The sequence below is a fragment of the Methanobrevibacter ruminantium M1 genome, assembly GCF_000024185.1.
GTDB classification, from domain to species: Archaea; Methanobacteriota; Methanobacteria; order Methanobacteriales; family Methanobacteriaceae; genus Methanobrevibacter; species Methanobrevibacter ruminantium.
Map to the genome: position 1 here is coordinate 2,353,323 of NC_013790.1, position 22,969 is coordinate 2,376,291.

The following is a 22,969-nucleotide window of genomic DNA, read 5'->3' on the forward strand; positions in this document are numbered from 1 at the left end:
AAATATTAATAAATAATAAGTAAAAAATAAGTAAAAACTAATTAAAAAAAGAAAAAATAAGCAGAATTATTCTTTATTATTAAATAACTCTGCAGAAGCTTCTAAAGCTTGAACAGCAGCTAACGGCTTACCTGCTAACATATTAATAGAAGCACCTCCACCACTACTAATATGATCCATCTTATCGCCATAGCCTAAATTAACACAAGCTGCTGCAATATGTCCTCCACCAATTATTGAAAATCCTTCGGAAGATGCTATTGCATTAATAATATCCTCTGTACCGATTGCAAACTTAGGATCTTCAAATACACCAGCAGGACCATTTGCAAATATTGTTTTAGCTTCTCTAATAATCTTAGAATATTCAATCAATGATTGTCTGCCAATATCAAAAATAGAAGCGTCTGGAATGTTTTCAATGGTTACATCAGCCCTATCTCCTAAAACGCTAACTGCAACGTCTTGAGGATAAATGATCTTGCCTGGGAACCTTTTAATAAGATCCCTGCACTTATCAACCATATCCAAGTATCCTCTAGCCTCAATGAAGTTTTCATTAGTGGATTTGATGTCATAGCCTGCTGCCCAAATAAATATGTTTGCAACAAGCCCTGAAACAAGAACATAATCTGCAGTGCCGTTTTCCAATACATTCTCTGTAACCATAATGGAATCGTCAGCTTTCATTCCCCCCAATGCAAAGACACAAGGGTGCTGCACATTCTCTAAAGCATTTCCAATTACAGTTAGCTCCTTCTCCATGACTCTGCCTGCCGCAGAAGGAACTACAGTTGTAAACCCAACCAAAGAGGTTTGAGACCTATGGGCCGCTGCAAATGCATCGTTTATGAAATAATCAATCAAAGGACTTAAGGACTTGACAAGAACAGATGTGGCTTCCTCCTCTGGAGAACGCTTCAATTGCTCTTCAGAATAGAATCTTACATTTTCCAAAAGCAATATCTGTCCAGGCTCCAAAGCCAAGATAGCTTCTTTTGCAGTGGATGAGAAGATAGAATCCACATATTTTACATCCATTCCCACCGCTTTGGATAAAACTTCAGCATGTTGCTTGAATGTAGTAAAGTCATTTTTACCTGGACGACTTTGATGAGCCAATAGAACTGTTTTAGCCCCTTTCAAGGATAATTCCTTAATGGTCTCAGCATGGATCTTCATACGAGTGTCATCTAAAATAATCCCAGAATTAGGGTCTACAGGAGAATTAATGTCAATTCTCATTAGGACAGTCTTTCCATTTACATCAAAATCATCAATAGTATTGAACTTAGCCATAGTTTCACTCTATAATAATTTTAACACAATTAAATCATTAGCACTTATAATCCGTGCAAAAAAATTGTTCAACTTTATAATATTTTAAGCATAAAATAGCGTAAAAACCTAAATCTTACTTACCAAATCCAATAAGGCATCTTTAGGATTTTCCGCTTTTATAATTCCAGAAGCCAATAGCACACCTTCAGCACCTAAATCAATAGCTGCAGCCATATCCTCACCAGTGGAGATTCCAGCACCGCATAAGACCTGAACATCCTTATTAATAGCCTTTACTTTAGATACGCTTCCTTCTACAACTTCAGGGTCTGCCTTAGAAACAGGTATTCCAGTTCCAATAAGTTCAGGTGGCTCTACAGCAACAAAATCTGGAGCAAGAGTTGCAGCTGCCATACTTGTTTCAATATTGTTTGTGCAAACACATGAGATTAAATCAGCTCCCTTTGTTTTTTGAACGACCTCTGCAATATCTGCAAGAGTCATTCTGCATTCAGAGTGATTCAATAAGGTTCCGTCAACACCATTTGCCACAAAGCTTTCGAATAAGTTGCTTCCAGTATGGCCTCCAGGGGAAACTGCATCAATATGTTGAGCTAAAACAGGAATGCTTGTTTCCTCTTTAATCCTATAGATATCAATGGCCTGTGGTACAGCAACCATAGTAATTCCAGATTCTTCTCCAGCGCTTTCTAAAGCATTTGCCAAATCCAATGCCTTTTGACCGCTGGATTCCAAATAAGTTTTAAAATTTAATATAACAACAGGTGTCTTAAGACTCAAATCAAATCCTCCTTAAAATTATAAAATATCAGTAGATAATTCTTTTTTTATGATAAATAATAAATAGAATAATTATAAAAATTATTACTATATTAATAAAATATATATTCTTAATTATATTTAAATTATTTTAAATTTTAAAAATCTAAATTTAAAGAAATAAAAATATTAAATTATTTTAATTATTTTAAATTATTTTTCTAACAAAACTTTAAAAGGATTATCATGACATTTACTAAAGAAGAACAAGCAAAACTAGAATACAGTGGATACAGATTCGTCGGTGAGCACGGGCATGCTGCGGCTAAAACCTGTCATTGGACTAGAAAAAGCATAAAAAATGAAGGAGTGTGCTATAAGGAACAATTCTATGGAGTAAAATCACATAGATGCCTTCAAATGTCTCCTGCCGTACCATTCTGCCACCAAAAATGTTCCTTCTGTTGGAGAGACCTATCCCAAACCCGTACAGAATGGGAAGGAGAATATGATGATCCTAAAACAATCATAGAAGGTGCAATTAAGGCACAGAACAATCTCTTATGTGGTTTTGGAGGAAACAAGAAAGCAGATAGGAAAAAGCTTGAAGAAAGCAAAAGGCCTACAAATGCAGCAATCTCACTTGCAGGAGAGCCTACGCTATACCCTGAAATAGACGAACTTATAGGAGAGTTCCACAGACAGGACTTTACCACTTTCCTTGTAAGCAATGGAATGTACTGGGAAAAGTTGGGAAGCCTTGAAAACGAACCTACACAGCTATATGTTTCATTGGACGCACCTAATGAGAAAGTCTATAATGAGCTTTGCAACCCTCAAATAGATGATGGTTGGGGCAAACTAAACAAAACACTAGAACTGATGCCTAGCTTTAAGAACAATACAGCAATTAGAATCACCTCAGTCAAGGGCAAAAACATGTTCAATACCGATGAATATGCCGAACTCATCAATAAGGCAGACCCTACCTATGTTGAAGTAAAGGCTTATATGTTTGTAGGGTCTTCCAGAAAACGATTAAGTATGGACAATATGCCTAGATTCCATGAGGTCAATGATTTTGCTAAAGAGATAGCTGATAAGACAGGTAGGGAATTAACCAAATATTCTGAAGCCAGCAGAGTTGTTTTATTGGAATAAATTGTCTTTAATAATGTAAAAATAGTAAGAATAGAAAATTAATAAAAAAATAGCATTTAAAGGCTTAAAAAAAGAAAAATAAAGAAGCTATTTGCCAGCTTCTTTTGCTTTTATCTCATTGCACATTTCAACTGCCTTTTTAGCAGCTTCTTCCAATGAGATCTCATAAGGAATGCCTGCCTCATCAAAGAGTCTTTGACCTTCCTCTTCATTAGTACCAGTAAGTCTGATTACAATATTTACATCCCACTTATTAGCTTCCAATGCTGCAATTACGCCTCTTGCAACATCATCTGCTCTAGTAATACCTCCTAAAACATTTAAGAACACTACTTTTACAGGAGGATAGTTTAAAACCAAACTTAAAGCCTTATTGATAGTCTCTTCAGATGCTCCACCACCGATATCCAAGAAAGTTGCTGGCTTTCCTCCGAATAAGGTAACCATATCCATACCGGTTAAAGTGAGCCCTGCACCGTTTCCGATAACAGCAATGTCTCCATCAAGCTTTACAAAAGCAAAGTCCTTTTGCTTGAATCTGTTTTGCTTTACTAAATCCTGATGACGGAAAAGAGCGTCATTCTCTATTTCAAGCTTTGCATCTGCAGCAATCAAGCCGTCGTCAGTTAAAATGAGAGGGTTGATTTCAGCCACTTCTGCATCATATTTATCATAAACATTATAAAGCTTCCAAATGATGCTTCCAAGAGGAGAAATCAATTCAGAGCCTACACCCATCTTTCGGGCTATTTCACGTGCCTCATAAGGCAAGAACTCCTTTAAAGGATTTACATTATATCTGATGATCTTTTCAGGTGATGTCTTTGCCAATTCTTCAATTTCAACTCCACCTTCAGCACTTGCCATGATGATAGGCCTTCTGTTGGCTCTGTCATTGGAAACGCTTAAGAAGAATTCCTTTTTGATATTTGCCTTCTCTTCAATGAGCAAGTGTTTAACCTTTTCCCCTTTTATTTCAAGTTTCAATAATTCATTAGCAATTTCAAGAGCTTCACCAGGGTTATCAGCAAACTTAATACCTCCAGCCTTGCCTCTTCCACCGACCAAGACTTGGGATTTCAATACGATAGGCCTGCCGAATTCGGTAGCCACTTCCATTGCCTCTTCAGGGGAGTATACCACATGCCCCTCTAAAATTTTAATACCTTCACTTTCAAATACTTTTTTTGCGCTATGTTCAAAAAACTTCATTTTTCTCACTCTAAATAATAAGCATGAAAATTTTATAGTAATTGAATTTTAAAAATACTTATGAATATATAAAAAAATAAAAATTAATGAATAAATTGCCCTATAAATATAGAACTAAATTATTTTTTAATCACATAATTATTTGTGCTTCATTATTATTAAAATTATTTATAAAGATTTCAAGAAATTTGGAAAAAAATTAATTATAGAAATACTGTCTTTAATAAAAAAACATTTAAAGGCCTAACTTACCAATTTAAAAATTAATCCTTTGAATTTAATATAGATAAAAGTCTTTCCTTCCTCTCTAATGCAATATTATTATTTGGATTTTTTTCTAATGCTTTATTTGCGTAAATTAAAGATGAATCATATTCTTCTCTTTTATAATAAATAAATGATTTAGTGTCATAAGCATTTGAACAATCAGGATGCATATTTAATATTTTATCTGATAAAGATAGAGCCTCATCAAATTCTTCAAGCATAAAAAAGAAATTGCATTTATTTATGAATGCTGCCTCATATTCTTCACAATTATCAATAACATAATCAAGAAGCTTAAAACCTTCTTCAATGCGATTCATATAACATAATGTTGTTCCTTTGTTTAATAAAGCCATACAAGATTTTTCCAAAGTAATTATTTCATCTATACACACTAAAGCATTTTCATAGTCTCCCATATTAGCTAAAGAGTTGTATTTGTATTTTAATACTTCTAAATTATTTTTATCCATTTCTAAAATAATATCTGCATACTTAATGGCTTTTTTAAAATCATTAGAATAATATGCTTTATTTAATTCAGAAAAATATTTTTTTACTTTAAACTTTCCAAACATAATCTTCACTCTTAAAACCCACAATATTCAAATTGTTTAAATTTTAATTACTTATCTAATAAGAACCTGATTAGAAAATTATAAACATTTAAAGTTTTATAAAAACAAAACCCCACAAACAAGAATTTAAAAGACTATAAATAAAGACAAAACCAAATAAACATGAATTTCTTAAAAATAATAATTCAAATAATTAAAAAAAAGATAAAATCTTGAAAAAAATAAAAAATAAGATAAAAATATTTAAATTAAAGCATACCCTGCTTCGAATGCTTGAATATTTTTATCCTCTGTGCCTTTTGGCACACTATCCAAAATAGCTTTTTTAGCAGCATCAACAGAAACCACATTAGTGACCTTTACAATAGCACCTATCATCACAATATTTGCCACAATCCTAAGGCCAACATCTTCTGTTGCTGTCTTAGTAGCTGGGGCTCTGTAGAGCTTGATCTTGTGCTCTTTTACAAAATCAACAATTTCCTCTTCAACGATCATGTCAGGGTCAATGATTAGAACACCTTCGTCCTTCAAGTCACCCATATATTTGATTAGGGCTTCATGGGACATAGCTACAAGAATATCTGGACTTGTCACTTTAGGATAGTCAATCTCTTCATCGCTTACAACGATTTCAGTTCTTGAAGCGCCTCCACGAGCTTCAGGACCATAGGACTGGGTCTGTACAGCATTAATATTATCATAAAGGGATGCCGCCTTTCCGATAATGATTCCTGCCATGATAACTCCTTGACCTCCAAAACCAGCTATACGAACTTCAGTTCTCATTTAATCCAACTCCTCAAATGCAGATTTGATAGCCAGTGGCATATTGGAATTCTCTTCAATCAATTTTTTAATGCTATCGGTCAATTCATCATGAGGCTTGTTTGCAAACTCGCCTACAATGATCTTTCCTTCCAATTCATCTTCTTCCATCTTTTCTGCTCTTCTTTTGTTTACGCTGTTTTCCTTAATGTATTGGAACATGGACAATGGAGTTTTAAGCTTGTTCTTACGGCCGAAATAGGTCGGACATTGGGATACCACTTCAATGAATGAGAATCCATTGTTCTCCAGACCCTTTTGAATTGCCTTTGAAAGCTGTAACGGATGGGTTGTGGTCCATCTTGCAACATAGCTTGCGCCAGCAGCTGAAACCAGCTCGGCCAAGTTAAAAGGCATATCCCTTGAGCCGTAAGGTGCAGTGGTTCCAAAGCTTCCTTTAGGGGAAGTAGGACTTATCTGACCTCCAGTCATACCATAAATATTATTGTTAATGCAGATAACTGTAAGATTGATGTTTCTTCTTGCAGCATGAATCAAGTGGTTTCCTCCAATGGAAGCGCAATCCCCGTCTCCGGAAAAGACTACAACATCCAAATCAGGATTTCCAACCTTTAAACCAGTTGCAAAGCTTAATGCCCTTCCGTGGGTGGTGTGCAATGAATCGCACTTGACATAACCTGGAATCCTTGAAGAGCATCCGATACCGGAAACCATTGCAATATTTTCAAAGTCAATGTCAGTTCCTTCAAGGCCTTTTAAAAAGGCGCTCATCACTGTACCGTTTCCACAGCCTGGACAAAATATGTGTGGCAATCTATCTTCCCTTAGATACTTCTTATATGGGCTTTCTTTTACTTCTACCATTTTACCACCTATCCGCTAATCTCCTTAATTTTAGCCAATATCTCTTCAGGCTTATGGAGGATTCCTCCAATCTTGCCGATTAAATGAACATTAGCCTCTCCTTTAGCAGCTCTTTCAACCTCATGAACCATCTGTCCCAAATTCATTTCCGGAACGATGATGTCGCTTGCAGTCTTGGCAATCTCTGCAATTTCTTCCTCTGGGAAAGGCCATGGAGTATCTATCTTAAGAGATCCTACCTTAATTCCTTCTTCCCTTGCTTTTTTCATTGCAGCGCCAACGGAACGATATGGAGAGCCGCAGGATACAATCACAATATCAGCATCATCACATTGCTCTTTCTTAACGGAACATATGTCCTTTCTGTTCATAATGACCTTATTGCATAGCCTTTCAACCAATTTGGTATGGGATTCAGGATCATTGGTGTCTGGATATCCTCTCTCATCGTGGGTAAGGCCTGTGACATGTATGTTGAATCCGTCACCGAATGCAGGCATAGGAGTGGTTCCGTCCATTGGAGCATCAAAAGGCAAGTATTGGCCATCTGGCTTTTCAGGTCTTGTCCTTTTAACAATTTCAATCTCATCTGGAATGATGAGCTTTTCTCTCATATGGCCTACAACCTCATCTGCAAGAACTGTTACAGGAACCCTGTACTCTTCAGCTAAGTTGAAAGCCTTGATTGTAAAGTCAAAGAATTCCTGTACAGATGAAGGAGCAAGAGCGATTGGCTCATAATCCCCATGGGAACCCCAGCGAACTTGCATCATGTCCGCTTGAGCAGACATTGTAGGCTGTCCGGTAGATGGGGAACCTCTTTGAACGTTAATTATAACGATAGGGGTTTCTGTAATGAAGCCGTAGCCTATGTTTTCCTGCATCAATGAAATTCCAGGACCAGAGGTAGCTGTCATAGCCTTAAGGCCACTCCAGCTAGCACCTATGATGGCACCAACTGATGCAATTTCATCTTCCATTTGAACAAAGGCGCCTCCATATTTTGGAAGCAAGATAGACATTTGTTCAGCAATTTCAGTAGATGGAGTAATTGGATAACCTGCAAAGAATCTGCAATTAGCTGCAATTGCACCTAATGCACAAGCTTCGTTTCCTTGTACAAAACGTTCTTCAGCCATTTATTCCACCTCTTTTTCAACATAAATAGCTTGATCAGGACATGACAATTCGCATAATCCGCATTTGGTGCATCCTTCCTCATGTTCAGGGAAAGGAAGATAAACGTTTTTGGTGTTTACCTTGTCAGATTTAGAATAGACCTTCTTAGGACAGGTTGCTATGCAAATATCGCATCCTTTACAAAGCTTTGAATCTATAATAATCATAAAATCAACTCTACTAAATTTAAGAATTAAGATAATAAATAAATCACTTATCTAAAATAGAAAATCATGGATTTGAATGATTTAAATAAAAATAATTTAAAACAGAAAAAAAATCACCAAGTTTTAAAAGATTTGAAGATAAATAATTTAATTATTATCTTTTTAGACTTAACGCAATACATAAATAATAATTAAAATACCTTAAAACATATCAGTAAGTAAAATATAGATAGATATGAATTAACATTAATATTTATGGTTTTATTTATTTAAATAATTTTTTAATATATAATAATAGAGCGTACAAAATTGTACATTAAAAAAAGAGTTTTTAAAAATTAATTAATAGCCTAAGTCAAGAGAAAAAATAGATTAAAAATAAGAAAATAAAATATAAAAAGATTAAATGAACTTAATTATTCAATAATATCTTCCACATACATTAAAGGATAATTAAGCTCTTCAATAAACTCTATTCTAATTACAGCCAAGACATCATCCACTTTTGAATAGATCTTAACATCCAACATGTCTCCACTTAGAGAAGTGTATTCAAACTCTGTCATAGCCTTATCCAATCTATCCAAGTCTATAGAGACCTCTACCTTATCAATGCAAGGCTGTAAAGTAAAAGATTCTTCCATAGCCTTTTCTAGGCTTTCAGCCGTCTTTCTATTGAAGGGAGTTCCTACAAATTGATGGAATAAGGCCCCCATGCTTATGGCTCCTTCAAATATAGCTCTTTCCCTATTTGAAATATTAGAGAAATATTTTTCTTTTGCACCCATAAAATACCTCGAATAAAGTTTAATTAACACCCATCATACTATTCAGCCATCCTAATTGATCTGCCCAAATCTGAGAAGAAATTGGGAATAAGCAGAAATAAACTAAAATAATAGTTATTATAATCACAACTGCTAAAATAATCTTCCTTTCCTCTTCAGGAGATAAAAATGAAACAATCAATCCTAAAGCAAAGAATCCTAAAGTTATATACCATGCCCATGATGCATGTGGATTTTCCTCCAAAGCAGTTTCATTGATTAGACTTGTAGAATTCAATTCTCCAACAACAATAAGCCTTTCAGCTGAAGAACCAAGAGGATGGCAAGTGATTAGATAAATTTCCTGATTGTGAATATCCCCTTCCATATGGCTTTCATTTAAATACAGACCATAGCTGGCTGGAACTATCTTAGAAGATTTGACTGTATAGTTTATCTCACCTATCTCAGGCCATTCGAGAGTTACAATATCTCCCTTCTTCAAACTGTCCAATCTCAAGAAAGGAGATCCCTGCAATGTCCTATGTCCAAATAGAACCACATCTCCCTTGGTTGGAAGATTAGACATCTGATCAATATAAACCCCTTGAGAGATGGAAACATTGTTTATCTTCTCAAAAACCCCAATGGATGGAATAATTACTACAGACGCATTAATATCATCATGTTCCACAACATTCTTGTAAGAGAAGTAGTTTACTTCAGTCAAGGCATATAGGCCAATGATTATAAATGCAATAATTGTAATGATTGTAGCAATTTTTATATTTTTCAAATCCATATAAAATCACCGAACAAATAATTTTAATTTATTAGTATTATCTAATTTAAATTTATTTTTATATTTAATAAATTTAAAGATTTATTCGAAAATTAAAAAAATAGATTTAAAGAATTGTTAAAATTCAAATTAAGAAGTTGTTTTTGAAAAAGAGTAAAAATATAGAAAAGTTTTTTAAATAAAAAAAGAAAAATAAAATGTTAAAAATAAAAAAAAATGATTTAGAATGGTAAAAATTAAATAAGAGCAATAATAAACAATCAAATTTAAAAACAAACTATTAAATGAGGATAATATAAACACCATCATATCAAAGAATAATTAAACATCCTCATATAAAAGGATAATTACACATCATCATATAAAATAGGATAATTACATATCCTCATATAAAAGAGGATGAATTTAAATCATAATTGTAAATATTATCATAATAAGTCTCATTCAATTCACCAATTACCCAATTCGGAGCAAATTCTGTTGGAATAGTCAGAATAAGATTATCCATATTGTTTATGACAAAACTGACATCGGAACGTGGAACTTCTAAAAGAACCAAATATTCACTATCCAAATCAGCCAGATTTGACATCCTCTCATAATTAGATAACTTTATGCCATAACTATTCAAATAATACTCTAAAGCCTTATTATCATCATAAGAATTAAATACAGAGGCTTTAAGAAGCTCTTCAACATCATTTGTATATGAACTGGTATTTTCATAAGGATCCGTAAGGTTTCCCTCAACTAAAGTATTGGACTTGCTTATTGAACTGTCTATTACACCGCTATCTTTAGAGCGCAAAATGGCCAATACAGTAGCTCCGCTTACATCCGGTTCTCCATTTTGTGAAAAACCAGAATCTTCTTCGGGATTTGAATCGACAGGCATTTTAGAAATATCTTCGCCACCACCCAAATCCTCGTTATCCTCAGACTGGTTTTCTACAAGCCCTTCTGAAGATTCGTTAAGGGCTGATGAAGACTCAAAATTGGAATCCTCGTCACCACCATAGGAATAATTGTCCTTTAGGGAATAGATATCAACGATTGAACCTACCGAAATAAGCCCTGCACTTGCCTGAAGCCGTGAAATGGAAACAGGAACGATTATAGTGTCTACCTTTTCAAATTGAATGTTTGATAGGACTCTTCCGTCATTATCCCCAACAAACTCATTTGCATCCTTGACAGACATAATAAGGTTTTTGTTTTCATCCCCATAAGCCAGCATGACCCTTCCAAAATTATCCTTGGAAGAGACTATTTTGGATTTATGATAAGTTCTCCAATCCTTCGTCGCATACATTAAAATATCAATCTTCTTTAGTTCATTTATATCATTTTCAGATTCTATTTGATTTTTTAAAATATATGCATTCTCATGAGCTTCCAATGGACCTTTATAAAGAGTATTTAATTCATTCAGCTTTGCATTCTTTTCCAAATTTAATTCATCTTGAAATGGTTGGTATACAAAGAAATAAAACATAGATGATGCCAAAACCAAAAATATCAAGATAAAAACAATTTTTCCAAAGCGGCTCTTGGAATTGTCATCCTTATTCAAAAGGCCATCTTTAAAATTAAGCAATTTGCTTTTAATACCATTGGATTTAAGGGAAGCTTTCTTTGAGTGACTGCTCTTAAAATTAGAATCATCTAAATAATCTTTATCAAAATCAGAAAAATCAGAATTACTTAAATAAGCATCACCATTCAAATAGCCATTATCCAAATCCTTTTTAAAAGAAAAATCAGAATAACTTTCATCCAAATAAGAATCATTTTTATAATTTTCACCATTATTATCTAAATCATTGTTAAAGCGTTTATCTGCATAATTCCTACTTTTATGAAAATTCCTATTTCTTCCAAATTCATTATTTAAACCATCATTATTATCTAAATCCTCCATATAGCTCGAATCTCTGGGATCCTTAAAGTTTCTATCACTTAAATCATCTCCAAAAATATATTTTGCATATCTTTTATCGACTCCATCCAAATCATATGAGTCATCCGCAGGATGAGTATAAGTCACCCCTTCAGACAAATCACCAACTGGACGAGTATAAGACACACCCTCAGGCAAATCATCCAAATAATCAGAATTGAAAAATCCAGAATCAGAGTCTAAATCAGTCGAATTCTTACGTAATGGAGAATTTTCAGGAACTATATATTCAATAGTTGATTTAGACCTTTTATTCTTAGAATTATTCTTCTTTCGATTTGAATTTCCTTTAATTTTTGGAGATATATTTTTAACCTTAGAAATTCCTTTCTTAAAGGAATTAAATCGATTAGACATATCACCAAACCCTCTGAAATGAGATAAAAACAGTAGAAAAAAGGGCAAAAACAAAATGTGGAATAGTAAAAAATAGATAAAATAAAAAAGAGAATAAAGAAAGATATTTTAAAAAATAAAGTTAAATATTGGCTAATAAGCAAATATCATAAAATAAAGTTAATTAAACTTAAAAGTTAAAAATTTGCTAAAATAAAGTGAAATAATTAAATAGCAAATATACTATTTGAAAAGAAGAAGATTATTCTACTTCTTCCACTATTTCTGCTTCTTTAACTTCTTTTTCTTCTTTTTCCTTTTCCTCTTCAGCATCTTCTTTAAGACCAACATCCAAATCCTCATTGGAGATTTGATTGATGGTATCTTTCATGTTCTTAAAGACGTCCTTTACATTAGTAACAGAACTGCTGACCTTGCTTTCGGTAATCTCCCTAACATTGCTTACCTTATCACTGGCCTTATCCCTATCAAATGTCATGTCATCATCAATAAAGAACTCTAGGAATGTCATGAACATGTAAACCAATGCTAAAACAAACAATACTAAAGCAGGAAGGTTAATAGGTCCAATAAATACTTGTATTGGCAAAATCAACAATAAGATCATTAGCGCTCCAAGACCAATAAGATAATAGTTATCCACTTTAGGATATCTGATTGTGCTTATCATTAAAAATGAAGCAAGCAACATCAAGACAGCTGCAACAGCAATATTAAATAATCCGCTTAAATAATAGGTAACCAATATTATGGCTGTTGCCGGAATTGGAAGGCCTACAAATCCCCTATAATTGATTTTATCAGCTATCACATTGTATCTGGTCAGCCTTAAAAGACCGCAAACTAAAGTAATCATACATACAATAGCTATCAGATATCCGGCCCAAGATGAAATGCTTGAACCTATGGAGTATAATATAGCCATAGGAGCTGCACCAAAGGATACAATGTCTGCTAAAGAATCTATATTCATACCAAATCCTAACGGATCCACACGATTAAGTTTTCTAGAAACCCATCCATCTACAGAGTCAAAAACAACTGCAAGAAGGATACATAGACTTGCATATATTAAATTGTTATCAATAACCATTAAAATAGCTAAGAATCCAAATGCTATGTTTAAAATTGAAATAGCATCAGATACTGCTAAAAAATATCCCATTCCAACACTTTTTAATCTCATAATTTGACTCCAATATTACTTTAAACAAACTCCTTTATTAATTTTTCTAAAAAACTAATACAATAATCTTAATTTAAATATAAGTTACAATATGATATTAATATTAACATCAAATAGTAACCATAAGCTTATATCCATTTTACGATCCCATCAATTTAATTAGCTTAAATCAAAATTGATTTAAGTTCGTAACAATTTAGCATTTTAAAATCAAAATTGACTTGAACTTAAAACAATTTACCACTTTAAAATCAAAATTGACCTGAGCGTGTAAAACTTTTTAAATTCATAAAAAATCTTAATAAATTTAATCAATTATTTAAAAAATAGATATAAAATTTATTACTTAATTATTTATGTAATTTATTACTATTTAATTTATTCTATTTTTAAGCCTTGAAATATTAAGTTTTTTGTAAAAATCTTAAAAAAATAGGGTGGAAAAATCCAATTTTTTATGAAAAATTAAAAAACTTAGACTAAAAAAAATTAAAATTTTATTTAAATATTAAACCACTTAAAAGAAAAATTTCTAAGATAAAAATTAATAAAAATCCTCCGAAGCCATTAAAATAGAAAAACAATTACGCCACCAATCAAACAAAACAAAATTTTATATTATAATAAAGATAAAAATTAAAACATAAAAGATAATAATGTAAGGATTTTAATAATTTAAAATTTAATAGGCAAATTCCTTTTAGATGTGTTTATATGATTGAAGAGAGAATACAGATTCTTAGAAGAGCTGCTCAAATCTCCACCGAAGATCGGGAGGAGAAGGTATGGTGTGTCATAGCGGGAAATGACAGATTAGTCGATGATATAGCCTACAATGCAATCACCCGCCAAGGACAGAGTCCAGATTATCCTTTAGGAGAAAATGTTTCAATTACTTCAAAGCATTCATATAAGAAGTTCGATTGCATCATGCTTAAGGGAGAAACCTTAAAAATAAGGGAATTGAAGAATAAAACCCATGAAGAAGGGGGAGCCTCTTTGCAAATCACCACAACATCCCTTGAAAGGCAGCCAAACTTATTGGTTGTAATAGGTCCCGAAGAGAGCATGAAACGTTTTGTTGGTCAGACAAGCAGACAAGAGGTTAAGATTGATATCTTGCTAGAAGATCACACCACAGGATTTATCAAATCCGAACCGAAGTCAACAAAGATTCCAAAGTTCTTAAAAAACTTTTTCAATCCAATCATAGAATCAAGCGAAGTCATCCTATCTGTTCTATTGATTTCAGTTAAGGATGAAGGAGATATTGATAAGGTAAAAGGAATCAGCCAAGAAAACAGCTTATTTGGAATTGATTTAAAATCAACAATTCAAGATAAGGAAATAGCTAGGCTGAAAGAAAGAAAAGCAAGAGAAAAGGCTAAAAAAGAGGAAGCTGAAAAGAAAGAAAAAGAAGAAAAAGAAAAAGCCAAAAAAGAATCCGAAAAGAAAGAAAAAGAAGAAAAAGAAAAAGCTAAAAAAGAAGAAAGTAAAGAAGATAAAAAAGAAATTGAAAAAGGAGAAACTAAAGAAGATAAAAAAGAAGAAGATAAAAAAGATTAAATCTAAAACTTATTTTAAAACTTAAATTATACTCCTTCTTAAAGAAGCAATAAAAGCACCACCTTTTAAAAACATCAAGCACCTACAAAATCCATCTTTTAAAAATATTATAAATTAAACATTCGCCAATAAAAGATTTAAAAAAATATCGAATAAAATATTAAAAATATTTCAAAAATAGTAAAATTATACAAAAACTTATTATTAATAAAAATAATAAATATATAATTATTATAACTTACATCAATCAATTTTTAAATATTTTAAATTAAAATGAAATTTTCATTAAAGAAATTTCTGAATTTAAATATAAAAAATTGAAAAGAAAATTTAATATTATTTTAATTATGGAGGAATAACCTTGAGTATTTTTGGAAATGAAGACGCTATTGAAATTGAACCAACTAGAGTCGTAAAAAATAGTTTAGGTATTGACTTAGGTACCTTAAACACTGTAATTGCAAAACCATCTGGAGACAAATTTGACTTATATCAAATTCCTTCAGTAGTTGCAGTCAAAAGAGATGATCCTACTGCTGTTCTTGCAGTTGGAGAAGAAGCTAAAAAAATGTTAGGAAGAACTCCTGAAGACATCATTGCTGTAAGGCCACTTAAAAAAGGTGTAATTGAAAACATTGCACAGGCACAAGCCTTGCTCATTAGAGCAATGGAAATAGGCATTAACGAAGGAGAAACTGTAGAAAGAATAGTAATCGGAATTCCTGGAGACTCTTCTGAAGTTGAAAAGAATGCTGCAGAAGAAATCGGTAGAAAAGCAGGTGCTGAATATGTTTTAGTCATCAGCGAAGGATTGGCTGCAGCTATCGGTGCAGGATTACCTATTGCAGAACCTATGGGAACCATGGTTTTAGACATTGGAGCAGGATCCACCGACATCGTTGTCATTTCCCTTGGAGGAATCAATGACATAGAAACAGTAAGATGCGGAGGAGACGACATCGACAATAGAATCGTCGAATTGATTGAAGAAAAATACAATGTTGCAATAAGCATCCACGATGCAGAAGCCGCTAAAATCGAAGTGGGTATGGTACACTGCAGTGAAGAGTTTGAAAACTTGAATTATGAAGTAATCGGAAAATCCTTAGAAACCAACAGACCTAAAAAGGTCGTTATCGATTCCATGCTAGTTGCAGATGCAGCTGAACCAATCATTAAACAAGTAATCGGCGGATTAAACCTCATCTTAGAAAGATTACCAGCTGAATTAATGATGGGAATCTATAACAACACCGTTGCAGTCGGAGGAAGTTCCAGATTAAGAGGAATCAAAGAAAGAATCTTTGATGAATCTGAAATCCCTATTAAAATTTCCGATGACCCAATGACAGTAGTAGCTAAAGGAACTGCTATTGTTGCTGCCGAACCATTAGCTTTAGAACCTGAAGTACGTTTAAAAGCTATGAAATAAGTAAAAGTCATTGAAATTATAATTAAATTAATTTTTAATCAATTAATGATTTTATACAATTTCAAGGCGCTTTTTCTAAAATACTATGAATTGTTTTATACAATTCATAATATTCCTTTATTTACACCACTACCACCTAATTAAACTATTTTTTATTAAAACAATTCTAAAATAACTATTTTTATCAAAATAAGCTTTCACAATAAATAAACTAATAAAATAAGAACACTTATTATCAATAAACTTTACAACAATTAAAATAATAAAAAAAACAATTTTTATTCTGTATTTAAAAACAAAAAGAATTAGTTTTTTCCAAAGAATTTTAAATCAACCTTTCTAATGCCTTCATAATCCCCATTTTCAAAATATTTAATCCTTTCATTATAAAAATCAGCTTCAGCATCACTCAATTCATCAAAATAGCTATTTTCATAAACATCTATCAATCTAGCAATAAGATCATTATAATTTTCAGATTCTAAAGCCAAAAGAGATAATCTGTTATAGACTTCTTCACTTAAATAAATTGTTTTCATATCCATAAAAAGACCCCCTAAAAAAGTATTATATATTAATATAAATCTTGTAATTATTATAATTGTTGAAAAATAACAAAATTTAACACACTCAAATCAAAATTGACCTAACCCTAATAAAAATCCCTAAAAAAACACCAAAGTTTAACACACCAAAATCAAAATTGTTTCAATATTAAAGCAATTTTGATGTGAGAAAAGTGAGAAAATCCCCCAATTTACAAAAGTATTTAAGAAAGAAATAATTAAGTATTAACAAAAAAGATTTAAAAATTTTCACACCCTTGATTTAATTTTAATAAAATCATTTTAAATCTTAAAAATAAAAATAAGAAATAAAATCAAAGGAAAGTAAGTAAATGAACACACTAGGATTAGATGAAGCAGGTAGAGGTCCCGTTCTTGGACCAATGGTAGTAGCCGGAATAGTCATACCTGAAAAGAAAGAAAAGATAATAGAAAGAATGGGAGTGAAGGATTCCAAAAGGATTACCCCAAAAAGAAGGGCTGTGCTCTATAGAAAACTAACCAGAATGTTTGATTATGAAACTGTGGAAATCAGTGCAAAGGACATTGATCTATTAAGGGCAAAAGGAGTAAACCTCAACCAGATTGAAAAGTTGGCCATGATGAGAATCATTGCAAAGCTTAAGGCCGACACCATAATCATAGATTCCCTTGACATAAAGGAAGGAAGGCTAGAGGAAGAGATGCAAAATTTTGTTGGAGAAGGCTCAAAGGTAATTGCAGAGCATAAGGCAGATGACAAATATATAGTTGTAGGAGCCGCTTCAATCATAGCCAAAACAAAAAGGGATGAAATAATCAACCAAATCAATAAGGAATACATAAGGTCCACTGGAAACAAGGATGGAATCGGTTCCGGATACCCAAGCGATCCAAAGACAAAGAACTTCCTTAAAAACTACAAATACGATGAAATGCCAGACTTTGTTAGAAGAAGCTGGGGAACTGTTCAAAGAATAAAAGAAGCTGAAGAAGCTGAAAAATCATTGTAAAATCAAATGATTGATCTAATCCTAAAAAGATAATAGAAAAAATCTTAAAATTAGACGAAAATAGAAGGATTTTTCACAAAAAATAGAAAAAACTAAAAAAAAGAAACTGAAAAAATAGAAGAAATAGTTAAAAAAGAAAAAACTAAAAAAAGAACAAAAAATATTAAAAAATAAAAAAAACTAAAAAAAGAATTATTCTGGATTTAATCCAGAAATATTCCATTTTCCATCAAAGATTGCTGCAACTGAACATACAGGATTTTCAAACTCAGCAAATGCACCTTCATCAAAGATAAACTTGCATGCATCATCTGGAGTTTCGGCAGAATATACAACATCTTCCGGACTGTTCTTTTCATAAGTGGAAATGAATTGAGCACCCTCATCAATCTTTTCAACCAATATCTTACTGTCAGTTACAATACCAATATATGCTTCAAAATCATCTCCACCTTTAACCACTGCAGCAATTCTAGGAGTGTTATAATCGTCCTTTTCATAATCCAAGGTAATCAAGGAATATGCCATTGCATCACGAATATTCATACCAATGGATATCTTATCTGCAATCGGATTGGTCTGTGAACCATTTGAGATAATTGCAATATCTCCTACAGTTTTTATACAGTCATAAGCAATATAAGAGTTTTTAAAAATGTCCTTTTCAAAGCCTTCCTTTGGAATGATAGCCGCTTCATCTTCAAGAACCTTTACCTGTCTGTTTGGAAAAGATCTGCTTGAAACTCTATAAGCTACAAAAGGCTTGCCATCTTCTGTTTTACCTGCTGAAATAATTCTTCCTAAATACATTTTATAACCCCAAAACTTTAATAAATAAGAAAAAACTCTAAAAGAGTTAAAAAAATAAATAAAACTCCAAAGAGCATAAAAATGCCCTAAGAGTTAAAAAAATTAAAAAAATAAAAAAAAGAATAAATTTAAACTACTCTGGCGTGTGAACCGCTTCTTGCGGACTCATACCTGGAGGCGCTTTAATAATTATCGCATGTTCACTCGTTTTAATCTGAACATCTCCCTGGTCAAGGACTCTTGCATGCACACCAATTGCATTTCCCTTAATCTCAGAGGACATATCCACACCATCTACAGTAACTTTCTGCAAACCGGCAACAGGAATCAAATAATACTCCGCATCACCAGTAGTGTCCGTCATATTCGGCTTTCCAGAACCTGAACCATTATCATCAACTGTAGCAGCTCCAAAGGTACTTGTAACCACTAAAAATATAAGCAATGTAAATAAAATGTCAATGAAAGGAACCAGTTTGATTTCAGGTTCGTCCTGTCTAAGCTTTTCCTTATGACGCTTAATGTCAATTGCCATCTAATCACCATCTTTTCCGAATAAGCCTTTTAGAAACTAGAAATCGCCTATTGTCTCAACTTACTTTCAGTAATTTCAGACTTTACATCACATTTCTCTAAAATGATATTGCTTATACTCTTTTCAAGCATACTAGGCTTGAATGAAATCTGAATATTGGAATAAGGATCTGTAATCTCCTTAACACTTACGATACCATCTGCCTCTTGAAGAGCTTCAACCACACAAGGCAATTTTTCATAAACACGAATCTTAATAACTGCATAACTCCAATTAGTCATTTTAGTTGCCAATTCGATTTTATCCATTTCATCATCAATCAAACCTTTAATATAAGTGTACAAAGGCATAAGAATAATAGCTACAGTCAAACCAGCAATTGTAGTAATAAGAGCAATGTAAATACCTTCAGCCATTGCAGCAGCATCTGGATTCACACCTAAATTCTTAAAGGTCATCCAAATACCAAGCACAGTACCGATTAGACCTAAAAATGGAGCAAGCTCAATAATGGTCTTTAAAGCACTGATCCCATTTGTCATCTTACTTAATTCGACAATAAAAATCTGCTCCATACTTTCTTCAACTTCTGTCTTATTCTTATAGCCAATCTTCAATGCTTCAGACATGATTCTTGAAACAGGGTTCTTATAGTGACTGATGTTCTTCAAGGCTTCAATAGCTCCGCCCTGTTCCATAGAAGAGGTAATTGTCCCCATAATCTCTGTAGCATCAATTTTACTTATCTTCCTAAGGTAAAATATTTTTCTAATGGATATTAAAAGACCATAGATACCAAGCAAGAGAATTATATAGGTGATAACTCCTCCGCTTTGCAGCATCTCCATAATCATATTAAATCCATCAGTTAGCATTTCTATAATCATAGTATCCTCTTATGAATTAATATCATATAATTAAATTGAATTATTTACATATCTTTGAAAATCATTAAGATTTAATAAAACTAGACTATTTAATAAAACCAAATGATTTAAAATTTTTACATATTAATAATAAATTTATTATTTTTAATATATAATTATAATGTAAGAATTTGTCAAAATAGATAAAATCCAATAATAAGATAAGCAGATAAACAATAGTTTTTTATATTCTCAAGATATAAAATTTAATTATGACTTTAGAATTATTTGGATTAAAAAAAATTCCTTTGGTAAAAAAAGGAGATGACATTGCAAAGATTATAGAAGATGACTTGAAAGAGGAAGATATCCAACTTGAAAATGGAGACATCTTGCTCATAGCTGAAACATTAATTTCAAAGGCTGAAGGAAACATCATAAAGATGGATGATGTTGAAGTAAGCGACAAAGCCATAGAAATAGCTGAAAAGTGCAAAAAAGACCCTAAGATTGTCGAAACCATCCTTCAGGAATCCAATGAAATCGTTGCAGTAGGCCCTAATTTCATAGTTACAGAAACCAAGCACGGATTTGTATGCGCCAACTCTGGAATAGACGAATCCAATGTAGAGGACGGATTGGCTACCCCAATGCCTGAAAACCCTGACAAGTCTGCTAAGGAAATCAGAGAATACTTAGAAGAAAAATATCAAAAGGAGATAGCAATCATAATCACAGACACCCAAGGAAGGGCATTTAGAGTGGGAGCAATCGGAACTGCAATCGGATGCTCTGGAATCAACCCCCTTTGGGTGAGAATAGGAGATACAGATCTTTATGGAAGGGCTCTTGAAACCACAGAAGTGGCTACAGCTGATGAGCTTGCAGCTGCTGCATCCTTATTAATGGGACAAGCAGATGAAGGAATTCCTATAGTTCTTATAAGAGGATTCGATGCATTTAATATCCTTAGAGATACTGAAACTGGAATCAAGCCACTCCTTAGACCAAAAGAGTTTGATGTGTTTAGAAAATAACTTAAAAAAAGAGTTAATCTATTTAGAAAATAACTTTTTAACAATTCTAAAACATTTAACAATAAATAAAATAATAAAATATTTATTATTAATTGTGATTTTATTTATTAATTCAATGCAATAGAGAGATAAGAATGGTTGAAATTAATTATAGTTGTACAAATTGTGACTTTTCATTCCTAGACAAAAATCTAATATTCTATTTAGACACAGCAAATGAAACTGAAAGAATAGATAATTTAGAAGAGATCTTGAATGATAAAACAGACAATTTAGAATTAATTGAAACAAGCCTAAATAAAGAAAGCTCAGATAAAATGACTAAAGCACTTATTGCAGGCTTTCTTTATGAAAATTATTGTCCTCATTGCAAGCAGTTAATAAAAACCTATGTTCCAGAGGATAATAAACTATTTACAGACCAAGAGATGGAAAAAATACTAAAAAAGGAAATTTCTAAAAATAAACAAGAAAATAATAATTTTAAAATACTGTTTTTTGATTTTAAAAATACTCTCTATAGAGATAGAAGAAAGATTCTTGAAAGCAATGAATGTCCTAATTGCAATAAGGAAATGTCTTTAGTAATTTCAGAGAAAACTCCATGTCCAGAATGTGGAGAAAAACTAAAAGAAGATTTTTAAAATAAACTAAAGAAAAGATACTATTAAAACTAAAAGAAGATTTTTAAAATAATTCTAAAGAAAAAATACTATTTAAATTAAAAACCATTAAAGATTTAAACTTATTTTCATACAAAATAAAACAATGTGAGTGCAAACTATGATTACCATACTTTCCGGAGGCACAGGAACTCCCAAACTAATACAAGGAATAAAAGAAATCTACCCTGAAGAGGAAATATCTGTCATCGTAAATACAGTGGAAAACGAATACTTTTCAGGAGGATATGTAGCTGCAGACTGTGATACAGTTATGTACACCTTTGCAGATATGATTGACGACCAATTCTTCTATGGAATTATAGGAGATACATTTAAGATAAGAAACATCCTAATTGAAATGGGAACTACAGAGCTTCTTAAAATAGGAGATATGGATCGAGCAATCAAGATTCAAAAGACAATCCTTTTAGAGGAAGGAAAGACCCTTAGCGAAATTGTAGAACATCAAAAGAACAAGCTAGGAGTTAAAGCAAAGATAATCCCAATGAGCGATGAGGACTCTGAAATAAAAATAATAACAAAAGAGCATGGCGAACTGGATTTCCATGACTTCCTAATCAAGCACCAATGCGAAGGGGAAGTTCTTGAAGTAAAATACAGCGACGTTAAGCCAAGCCCTAATGTGATTGGAACAATTAAAGATGCAGATAAGGTAATCATAGGTCCATCCAATCCGATAACCTCAATAAGGCCAATAATTGCAATTGAAGGGGTTGAAGAGGCACTTAAGGAAAAGAAAGTCATTGCAGTCTCACCATTTTTAGGAGAAGCCGCTTTCAGCGGACCTGCTGCCAAATTCATGAATGCATTTGGATATGAGGCATCATCTAAAGGAGTTGCTGAATTATACAAACCTTTCTTAGACACATTTATAATAGACAATGAGGATAAAGACAAAAAGGAAGAATTAGAAAAAATAATTCCAAATATAGTAGTTGCAAACACCTTTATGAAAACAATTGAAGATAAGATCAATCTTGCAAAAGTGGTTTTAGAACTTTAAAAAAATAATGAAAACAAATGAATCTTGCAAAAGTGGTTTTAGAACTTTAAAAAAATAATGAAAACAAATGAATCTTGCAAAAGTGGTTTTAGAACTTTAGCTTGAAACAAGACCCCAACTGAAAAA

23 protein-coding genes are annotated in these 22,969 nt (G+C 32.4%); 7 read left to right on the forward strand and 16 right to left on the reverse strand.

Annotated elements, in window-relative coordinates:
- Positions 1–66 precede the first annotated feature (66 nt).
- On the reverse strand, positions 67–1,299 hold the full coding sequence (locus MRU_RS09120) for a phosphoglycerate kinase (RefSeq protein ID WP_012956619.1): 1,233 nt from the start codon (positions 1,297–1,299) through the stop codon (positions 67–69).
- 108 nt (positions 1,300–1,407) lie between these two features.
- A complete protein-coding gene (gene tpiA, locus MRU_RS09125; RefSeq protein WP_012956620.1) occupies positions 1,408–2,082 on the reverse strand; it encodes a triose-phosphate isomerase in 675 nt (224 codons plus the stop codon).
- Between the two features lie 225 nt (positions 2,083–2,307).
- Here tpiA and twy1 point away from each other — a divergent pair, with 225 nt between their 5' ends.
- Positions 2,308–3,222 carry a 4-demethylwyosine synthase TYW1 gene (gene twy1 / locus MRU_RS09130; protein WP_012956621.1) on the forward strand — a complete coding sequence of 305 codons (915 nt, stop codon included), beginning with the start codon at positions 2,308–2,310 and terminating at the stop codon, positions 3,220–3,222.
- Positions 3,223–3,309: 87 nt separating this feature from the next.
- Here the strand turns inward: twy1 and sucC are convergent, their stop codons facing one another.
- From sucC to MRU_RS09180, 10 genes are all read right to left on the reverse strand, one after another.
- The gene (sucC, locus tag MRU_RS09135) at positions 3,310–4,434 is read right to left on the reverse strand and encodes an ADP-forming succinate--CoA ligase subunit beta (protein WP_012956622.1); all 1,125 of its coding nucleotides are present in this window, start codon (positions 4,432–4,434) and stop codon (positions 3,310–3,312) included.
- Between the two features lie 263 nt (positions 4,435–4,697).
- Positions 4,698–5,279 (reverse strand): tetratricopeptide repeat protein, encoded by a 582-nt coding sequence (locus MRU_RS09140; protein ID WP_012956623.1) that lies wholly within the window; start codon positions 5,277–5,279, stop codon positions 4,698–4,700.
- A gap of 243 nt (positions 5,280–5,522) precedes the next feature.
- On the reverse strand, positions 5,523–6,068 hold the full coding sequence (locus MRU_RS09145; protein WP_012956624.1) for a 2-oxoacid:ferredoxin oxidoreductase subunit gamma: 546 nt from the start codon (positions 6,066–6,068) through the stop codon (positions 5,523–5,525).
- Complete coding sequence (locus tag MRU_RS09150; RefSeq protein WP_012956625.1) at positions 6,069–6,932, reverse strand: 2-oxoacid:ferredoxin oxidoreductase subunit beta; 864 nt, start codon at positions 6,930–6,932, stop codon at positions 6,069–6,071. It abuts the gene before it with no gap.
- Between the two features lie 8 nt (positions 6,933–6,940).
- The gene (locus MRU_RS09155) at positions 6,941–8,071 is read right to left on the reverse strand and encodes a 2-oxoacid:acceptor oxidoreductase subunit alpha (RefSeq protein WP_012956626.1); all 1,131 of its coding nucleotides are present in this window, start codon (positions 8,069–8,071) and stop codon (positions 6,941–6,943) included.
- A complete protein-coding gene (locus MRU_RS09160) occupies positions 8,072–8,278 on the reverse strand; it encodes a 4Fe-4S dicluster domain-containing protein (protein WP_012956627.1) in 207 nt (68 codons plus the stop codon).
- Between the two features lie 416 nt (positions 8,279–8,694).
- A complete protein-coding gene (locus tag MRU_RS09165; RefSeq protein ID WP_012956629.1) occupies positions 8,695–9,066 on the reverse strand; it encodes a dihydroneopterin aldolase family protein in 372 nt (123 codons plus the stop codon).
- A gap of 19 nt (positions 9,067–9,085) precedes the next feature.
- Positions 9,086–9,847, reverse strand: a complete 762-nt coding sequence (locus MRU_RS09170) for a class E sortase (RefSeq protein ID WP_012956630.1) — start codon at positions 9,845–9,847, stop codon at positions 9,086–9,088.
- 385 nt (positions 9,848–10,232) lie between these two features.
- Entirely contained in the window at positions 10,233–12,164 is a 1,932-nt protein-coding gene (locus MRU_RS09175; protein WP_012956631.1) for a phosphatidylserine decarboxylase Psd, read from the reverse strand.
- Between the two features lie 241 nt (positions 12,165–12,405).
- Positions 12,406–13,350, reverse strand: coding sequence for an archaetidylserine synthase (locus MRU_RS09180; RefSeq protein WP_012956632.1), 945 nt, complete (start codon positions 13,348–13,350; stop codon positions 12,406–12,408).
- Positions 13,351–14,064: 714 nt separating this feature from the next.
- Between MRU_RS09180 and MRU_RS11760 the strand changes: the two genes are divergently transcribed.
- Positions 14,065–14,916: a hypothetical protein gene (locus tag MRU_RS11760; protein ID WP_012956633.1), complete on the forward strand. Its 852-nt coding sequence runs from the start codon at positions 14,065–14,067 to the stop codon at positions 14,914–14,916.
- A 361-nt stretch (positions 14,917–15,277) separates the two neighbouring features.
- Positions 15,278–16,348, forward strand: coding sequence for a rod shape-determining protein (locus tag MRU_RS09190; protein ID WP_012956634.1), 1,071 nt, complete (start codon positions 15,278–15,280; stop codon positions 16,346–16,348).
- Positions 16,349–16,653: 305 nt separating this feature from the next.
- On the opposite strand, the gene MRU_RS09195 is transcribed toward MRU_RS09190, so the two are convergent.
- Positions 16,654–16,893 carry a DUF7557 family protein gene (locus MRU_RS09195; RefSeq protein ID WP_012956635.1) on the reverse strand — a complete coding sequence of 80 codons (240 nt, stop codon included), beginning with the start codon at positions 16,891–16,893 and terminating at the stop codon, positions 16,654–16,656.
- A gap of 353 nt (positions 16,894–17,246) precedes the next feature.
- On the opposite strand from MRU_RS09195, the gene rnhB reads away from it, so the two are divergent.
- Positions 17,247–17,906, forward strand: coding sequence for a ribonuclease HII (gene rnhB / locus MRU_RS09200; RefSeq protein ID WP_012956636.1), 660 nt, complete (start codon positions 17,247–17,249; stop codon positions 17,904–17,906).
- 192 nt (positions 17,907–18,098) lie between these two features.
- On the opposite strand, the gene MRU_RS09205 is transcribed toward rnhB, so the two are convergent.
- From MRU_RS09205 to MRU_RS09215, 3 genes are all read right to left on the reverse strand, one after another.
- A complete protein-coding gene (locus MRU_RS09205) occupies positions 18,099–18,716 on the reverse strand; it encodes an IMP cyclohydrolase (protein WP_012956637.1) in 618 nt (205 codons plus the stop codon).
- 133 nt (positions 18,717–18,849) lie between these two features.
- Positions 18,850–19,251: an ExbD/TolR family protein gene (locus MRU_RS09210; RefSeq protein WP_012956638.1), complete on the reverse strand. Its 402-nt coding sequence runs from the start codon at positions 19,249–19,251 to the stop codon at positions 18,850–18,852.
- Positions 19,252–19,298: 47 nt separating this feature from the next.
- Positions 19,299–20,138: a MotA/TolQ/ExbB proton channel family protein gene (locus MRU_RS09215; protein ID WP_012956639.1), complete on the reverse strand. Its 840-nt coding sequence runs from the start codon at positions 20,136–20,138 to the stop codon at positions 19,299–19,301.
- Between the two features lie 251 nt (positions 20,139–20,389).
- On the opposite strand from MRU_RS09215, the gene MRU_RS09220 reads away from it, so the two are divergent.
- From MRU_RS09220 to cofD, 3 genes are all read left to right on the forward strand, one after another.
- Positions 20,390–21,154: a coenzyme F420-0:L-glutamate ligase gene (locus MRU_RS09220; RefSeq protein ID WP_012956640.1), complete on the forward strand. Its 765-nt coding sequence runs from the start codon at positions 20,390–20,392 to the stop codon at positions 21,152–21,154.
- A gap of 134 nt (positions 21,155–21,288) precedes the next feature.
- Complete coding sequence (locus MRU_RS09225) at positions 21,289–21,798, forward strand: hypothetical protein (protein ID WP_012956641.1); 510 nt, start codon at positions 21,289–21,291, stop codon at positions 21,796–21,798.
- 139 nt (positions 21,799–21,937) lie between these two features.
- Positions 21,938–22,843 carry a 2-phospho-L-lactate transferase gene (cofD, locus tag MRU_RS09230; RefSeq protein WP_012956642.1) on the forward strand — a complete coding sequence of 302 codons (906 nt, stop codon included), beginning with the start codon at positions 21,938–21,940 and terminating at the stop codon, positions 22,841–22,843.
- Positions 22,844–22,969 lie beyond the last annotated feature (126 nt).

What these genes read in the sequence shown, in the direction of transcription:
- MRU_RS09120 (WP_012956619.1), bottom strand. Translation starts at nt 1,299, where the DNA reads ATGGCTAAGTTCAATACTATTGATGATTTTGATGTAAATGGAAAGACT.
- twy1 (WP_012956621.1), top strand. Translation starts at nt 2,308, where the DNA reads ATGACATTTACTAAAGAAGAACAAGCAAAACTAGAATACAGTGGATAC.
- sucC (WP_012956622.1), bottom strand. Translation starts at nt 4,434, where the DNA reads ATGAAGTTTTTTGAACATAGCGCAAAAAAAGTATTTGAAAGTGAAGGT.
- MRU_RS09140 (WP_012956623.1), bottom strand. Translation starts at nt 5,279, where the DNA reads ATGTTTGGAAAGTTTAAAGTAAAAAAATATTTTTCTGAATTAAATAAA.
- MRU_RS09145 (WP_012956624.1), bottom strand. Translation starts at nt 6,068, where the DNA reads ATGAGAACTGAAGTTCGTATAGCTGGTTTTGGAGGTCAAGGAGTTATC.
- MRU_RS09150 (WP_012956625.1), bottom strand. Translation starts at nt 6,932, where the DNA reads ATGGTAGAAGTAAAAGAAAGCCCATATAAGAAGTATCTAAGGGAAGAT.
- MRU_RS09155 (WP_012956626.1), bottom strand. Translation starts at nt 8,071, where the DNA reads ATGGCTGAAGAACGTTTTGTACAAGGAAACGAAGCTTGTGCATTAGGT.
- MRU_RS09160 (WP_012956627.1), bottom strand. Translation starts at nt 8,278, where the DNA reads ATGATTATTATAGATTCAAAGCTTTGTAAAGGATGCGATATTTGCATA.
- MRU_RS09165 (WP_012956629.1), bottom strand. Translation starts at nt 9,066, where the DNA reads ATGGGTGCAAAAGAAAAATATTTCTCTAATATTTCAAATAGGGAAAGA.
- MRU_RS09170 (WP_012956630.1), bottom strand. Translation starts at nt 9,847, where the DNA reads ATGGATTTGAAAAATATAAAAATTGCTACAATCATTACAATTATTGCA.
- MRU_RS09175 (WP_012956631.1), bottom strand. Translation starts at nt 12,164, where the DNA reads ATGTCTAATCGATTTAATTCCTTTAAGAAAGGAATTTCTAAGGTTAAA.
- MRU_RS09180 (WP_012956632.1), bottom strand. Translation starts at nt 13,350, where the DNA reads ATGAGATTAAAAAGTGTTGGAATGGGATATTTTTTAGCAGTATCTGAT.
- MRU_RS11760 (WP_012956633.1), top strand. Translation starts at nt 14,065, where the DNA reads ATGATTGAAGAGAGAATACAGATTCTTAGAAGAGCTGCTCAAATCTCC.
- MRU_RS09195 (WP_012956635.1), bottom strand. Translation starts at nt 16,893, where the DNA reads ATGGATATGAAAACAATTTATTTAAGTGAAGAAGTCTATAACAGATTA.
- rnhB (WP_012956636.1), top strand. Translation starts at nt 17,247, where the DNA reads ATGAACACACTAGGATTAGATGAAGCAGGTAGAGGTCCCGTTCTTGGA.
- MRU_RS09205 (WP_012956637.1), bottom strand. Translation starts at nt 18,716, where the DNA reads ATGTATTTAGGAAGAATTATTTCAGCAGGTAAAACAGAAGATGGCAAG.
- MRU_RS09210 (WP_012956638.1), bottom strand. Translation starts at nt 19,251, where the DNA reads ATGGCAATTGACATTAAGCGTCATAAGGAAAAGCTTAGACAGGACGAA.
- MRU_RS09215 (WP_012956639.1), bottom strand. Translation starts at nt 20,138, where the DNA reads ATGATTATAGAAATGCTAACTGATGGATTTAATATGATTATGGAGATG.
- MRU_RS09220 (WP_012956640.1), top strand. Translation starts at nt 20,390, where the DNA reads ATGACTTTAGAATTATTTGGATTAAAAAAAATTCCTTTGGTAAAAAAA.
- MRU_RS09225 (WP_012956641.1), top strand. Translation starts at nt 21,289, where the DNA reads ATGGTTGAAATTAATTATAGTTGTACAAATTGTGACTTTTCATTCCTA.
- cofD (WP_012956642.1), top strand. Translation starts at nt 21,938, where the DNA reads ATGATTACCATACTTTCCGGAGGCACAGGAACTCCCAAACTAATACAA.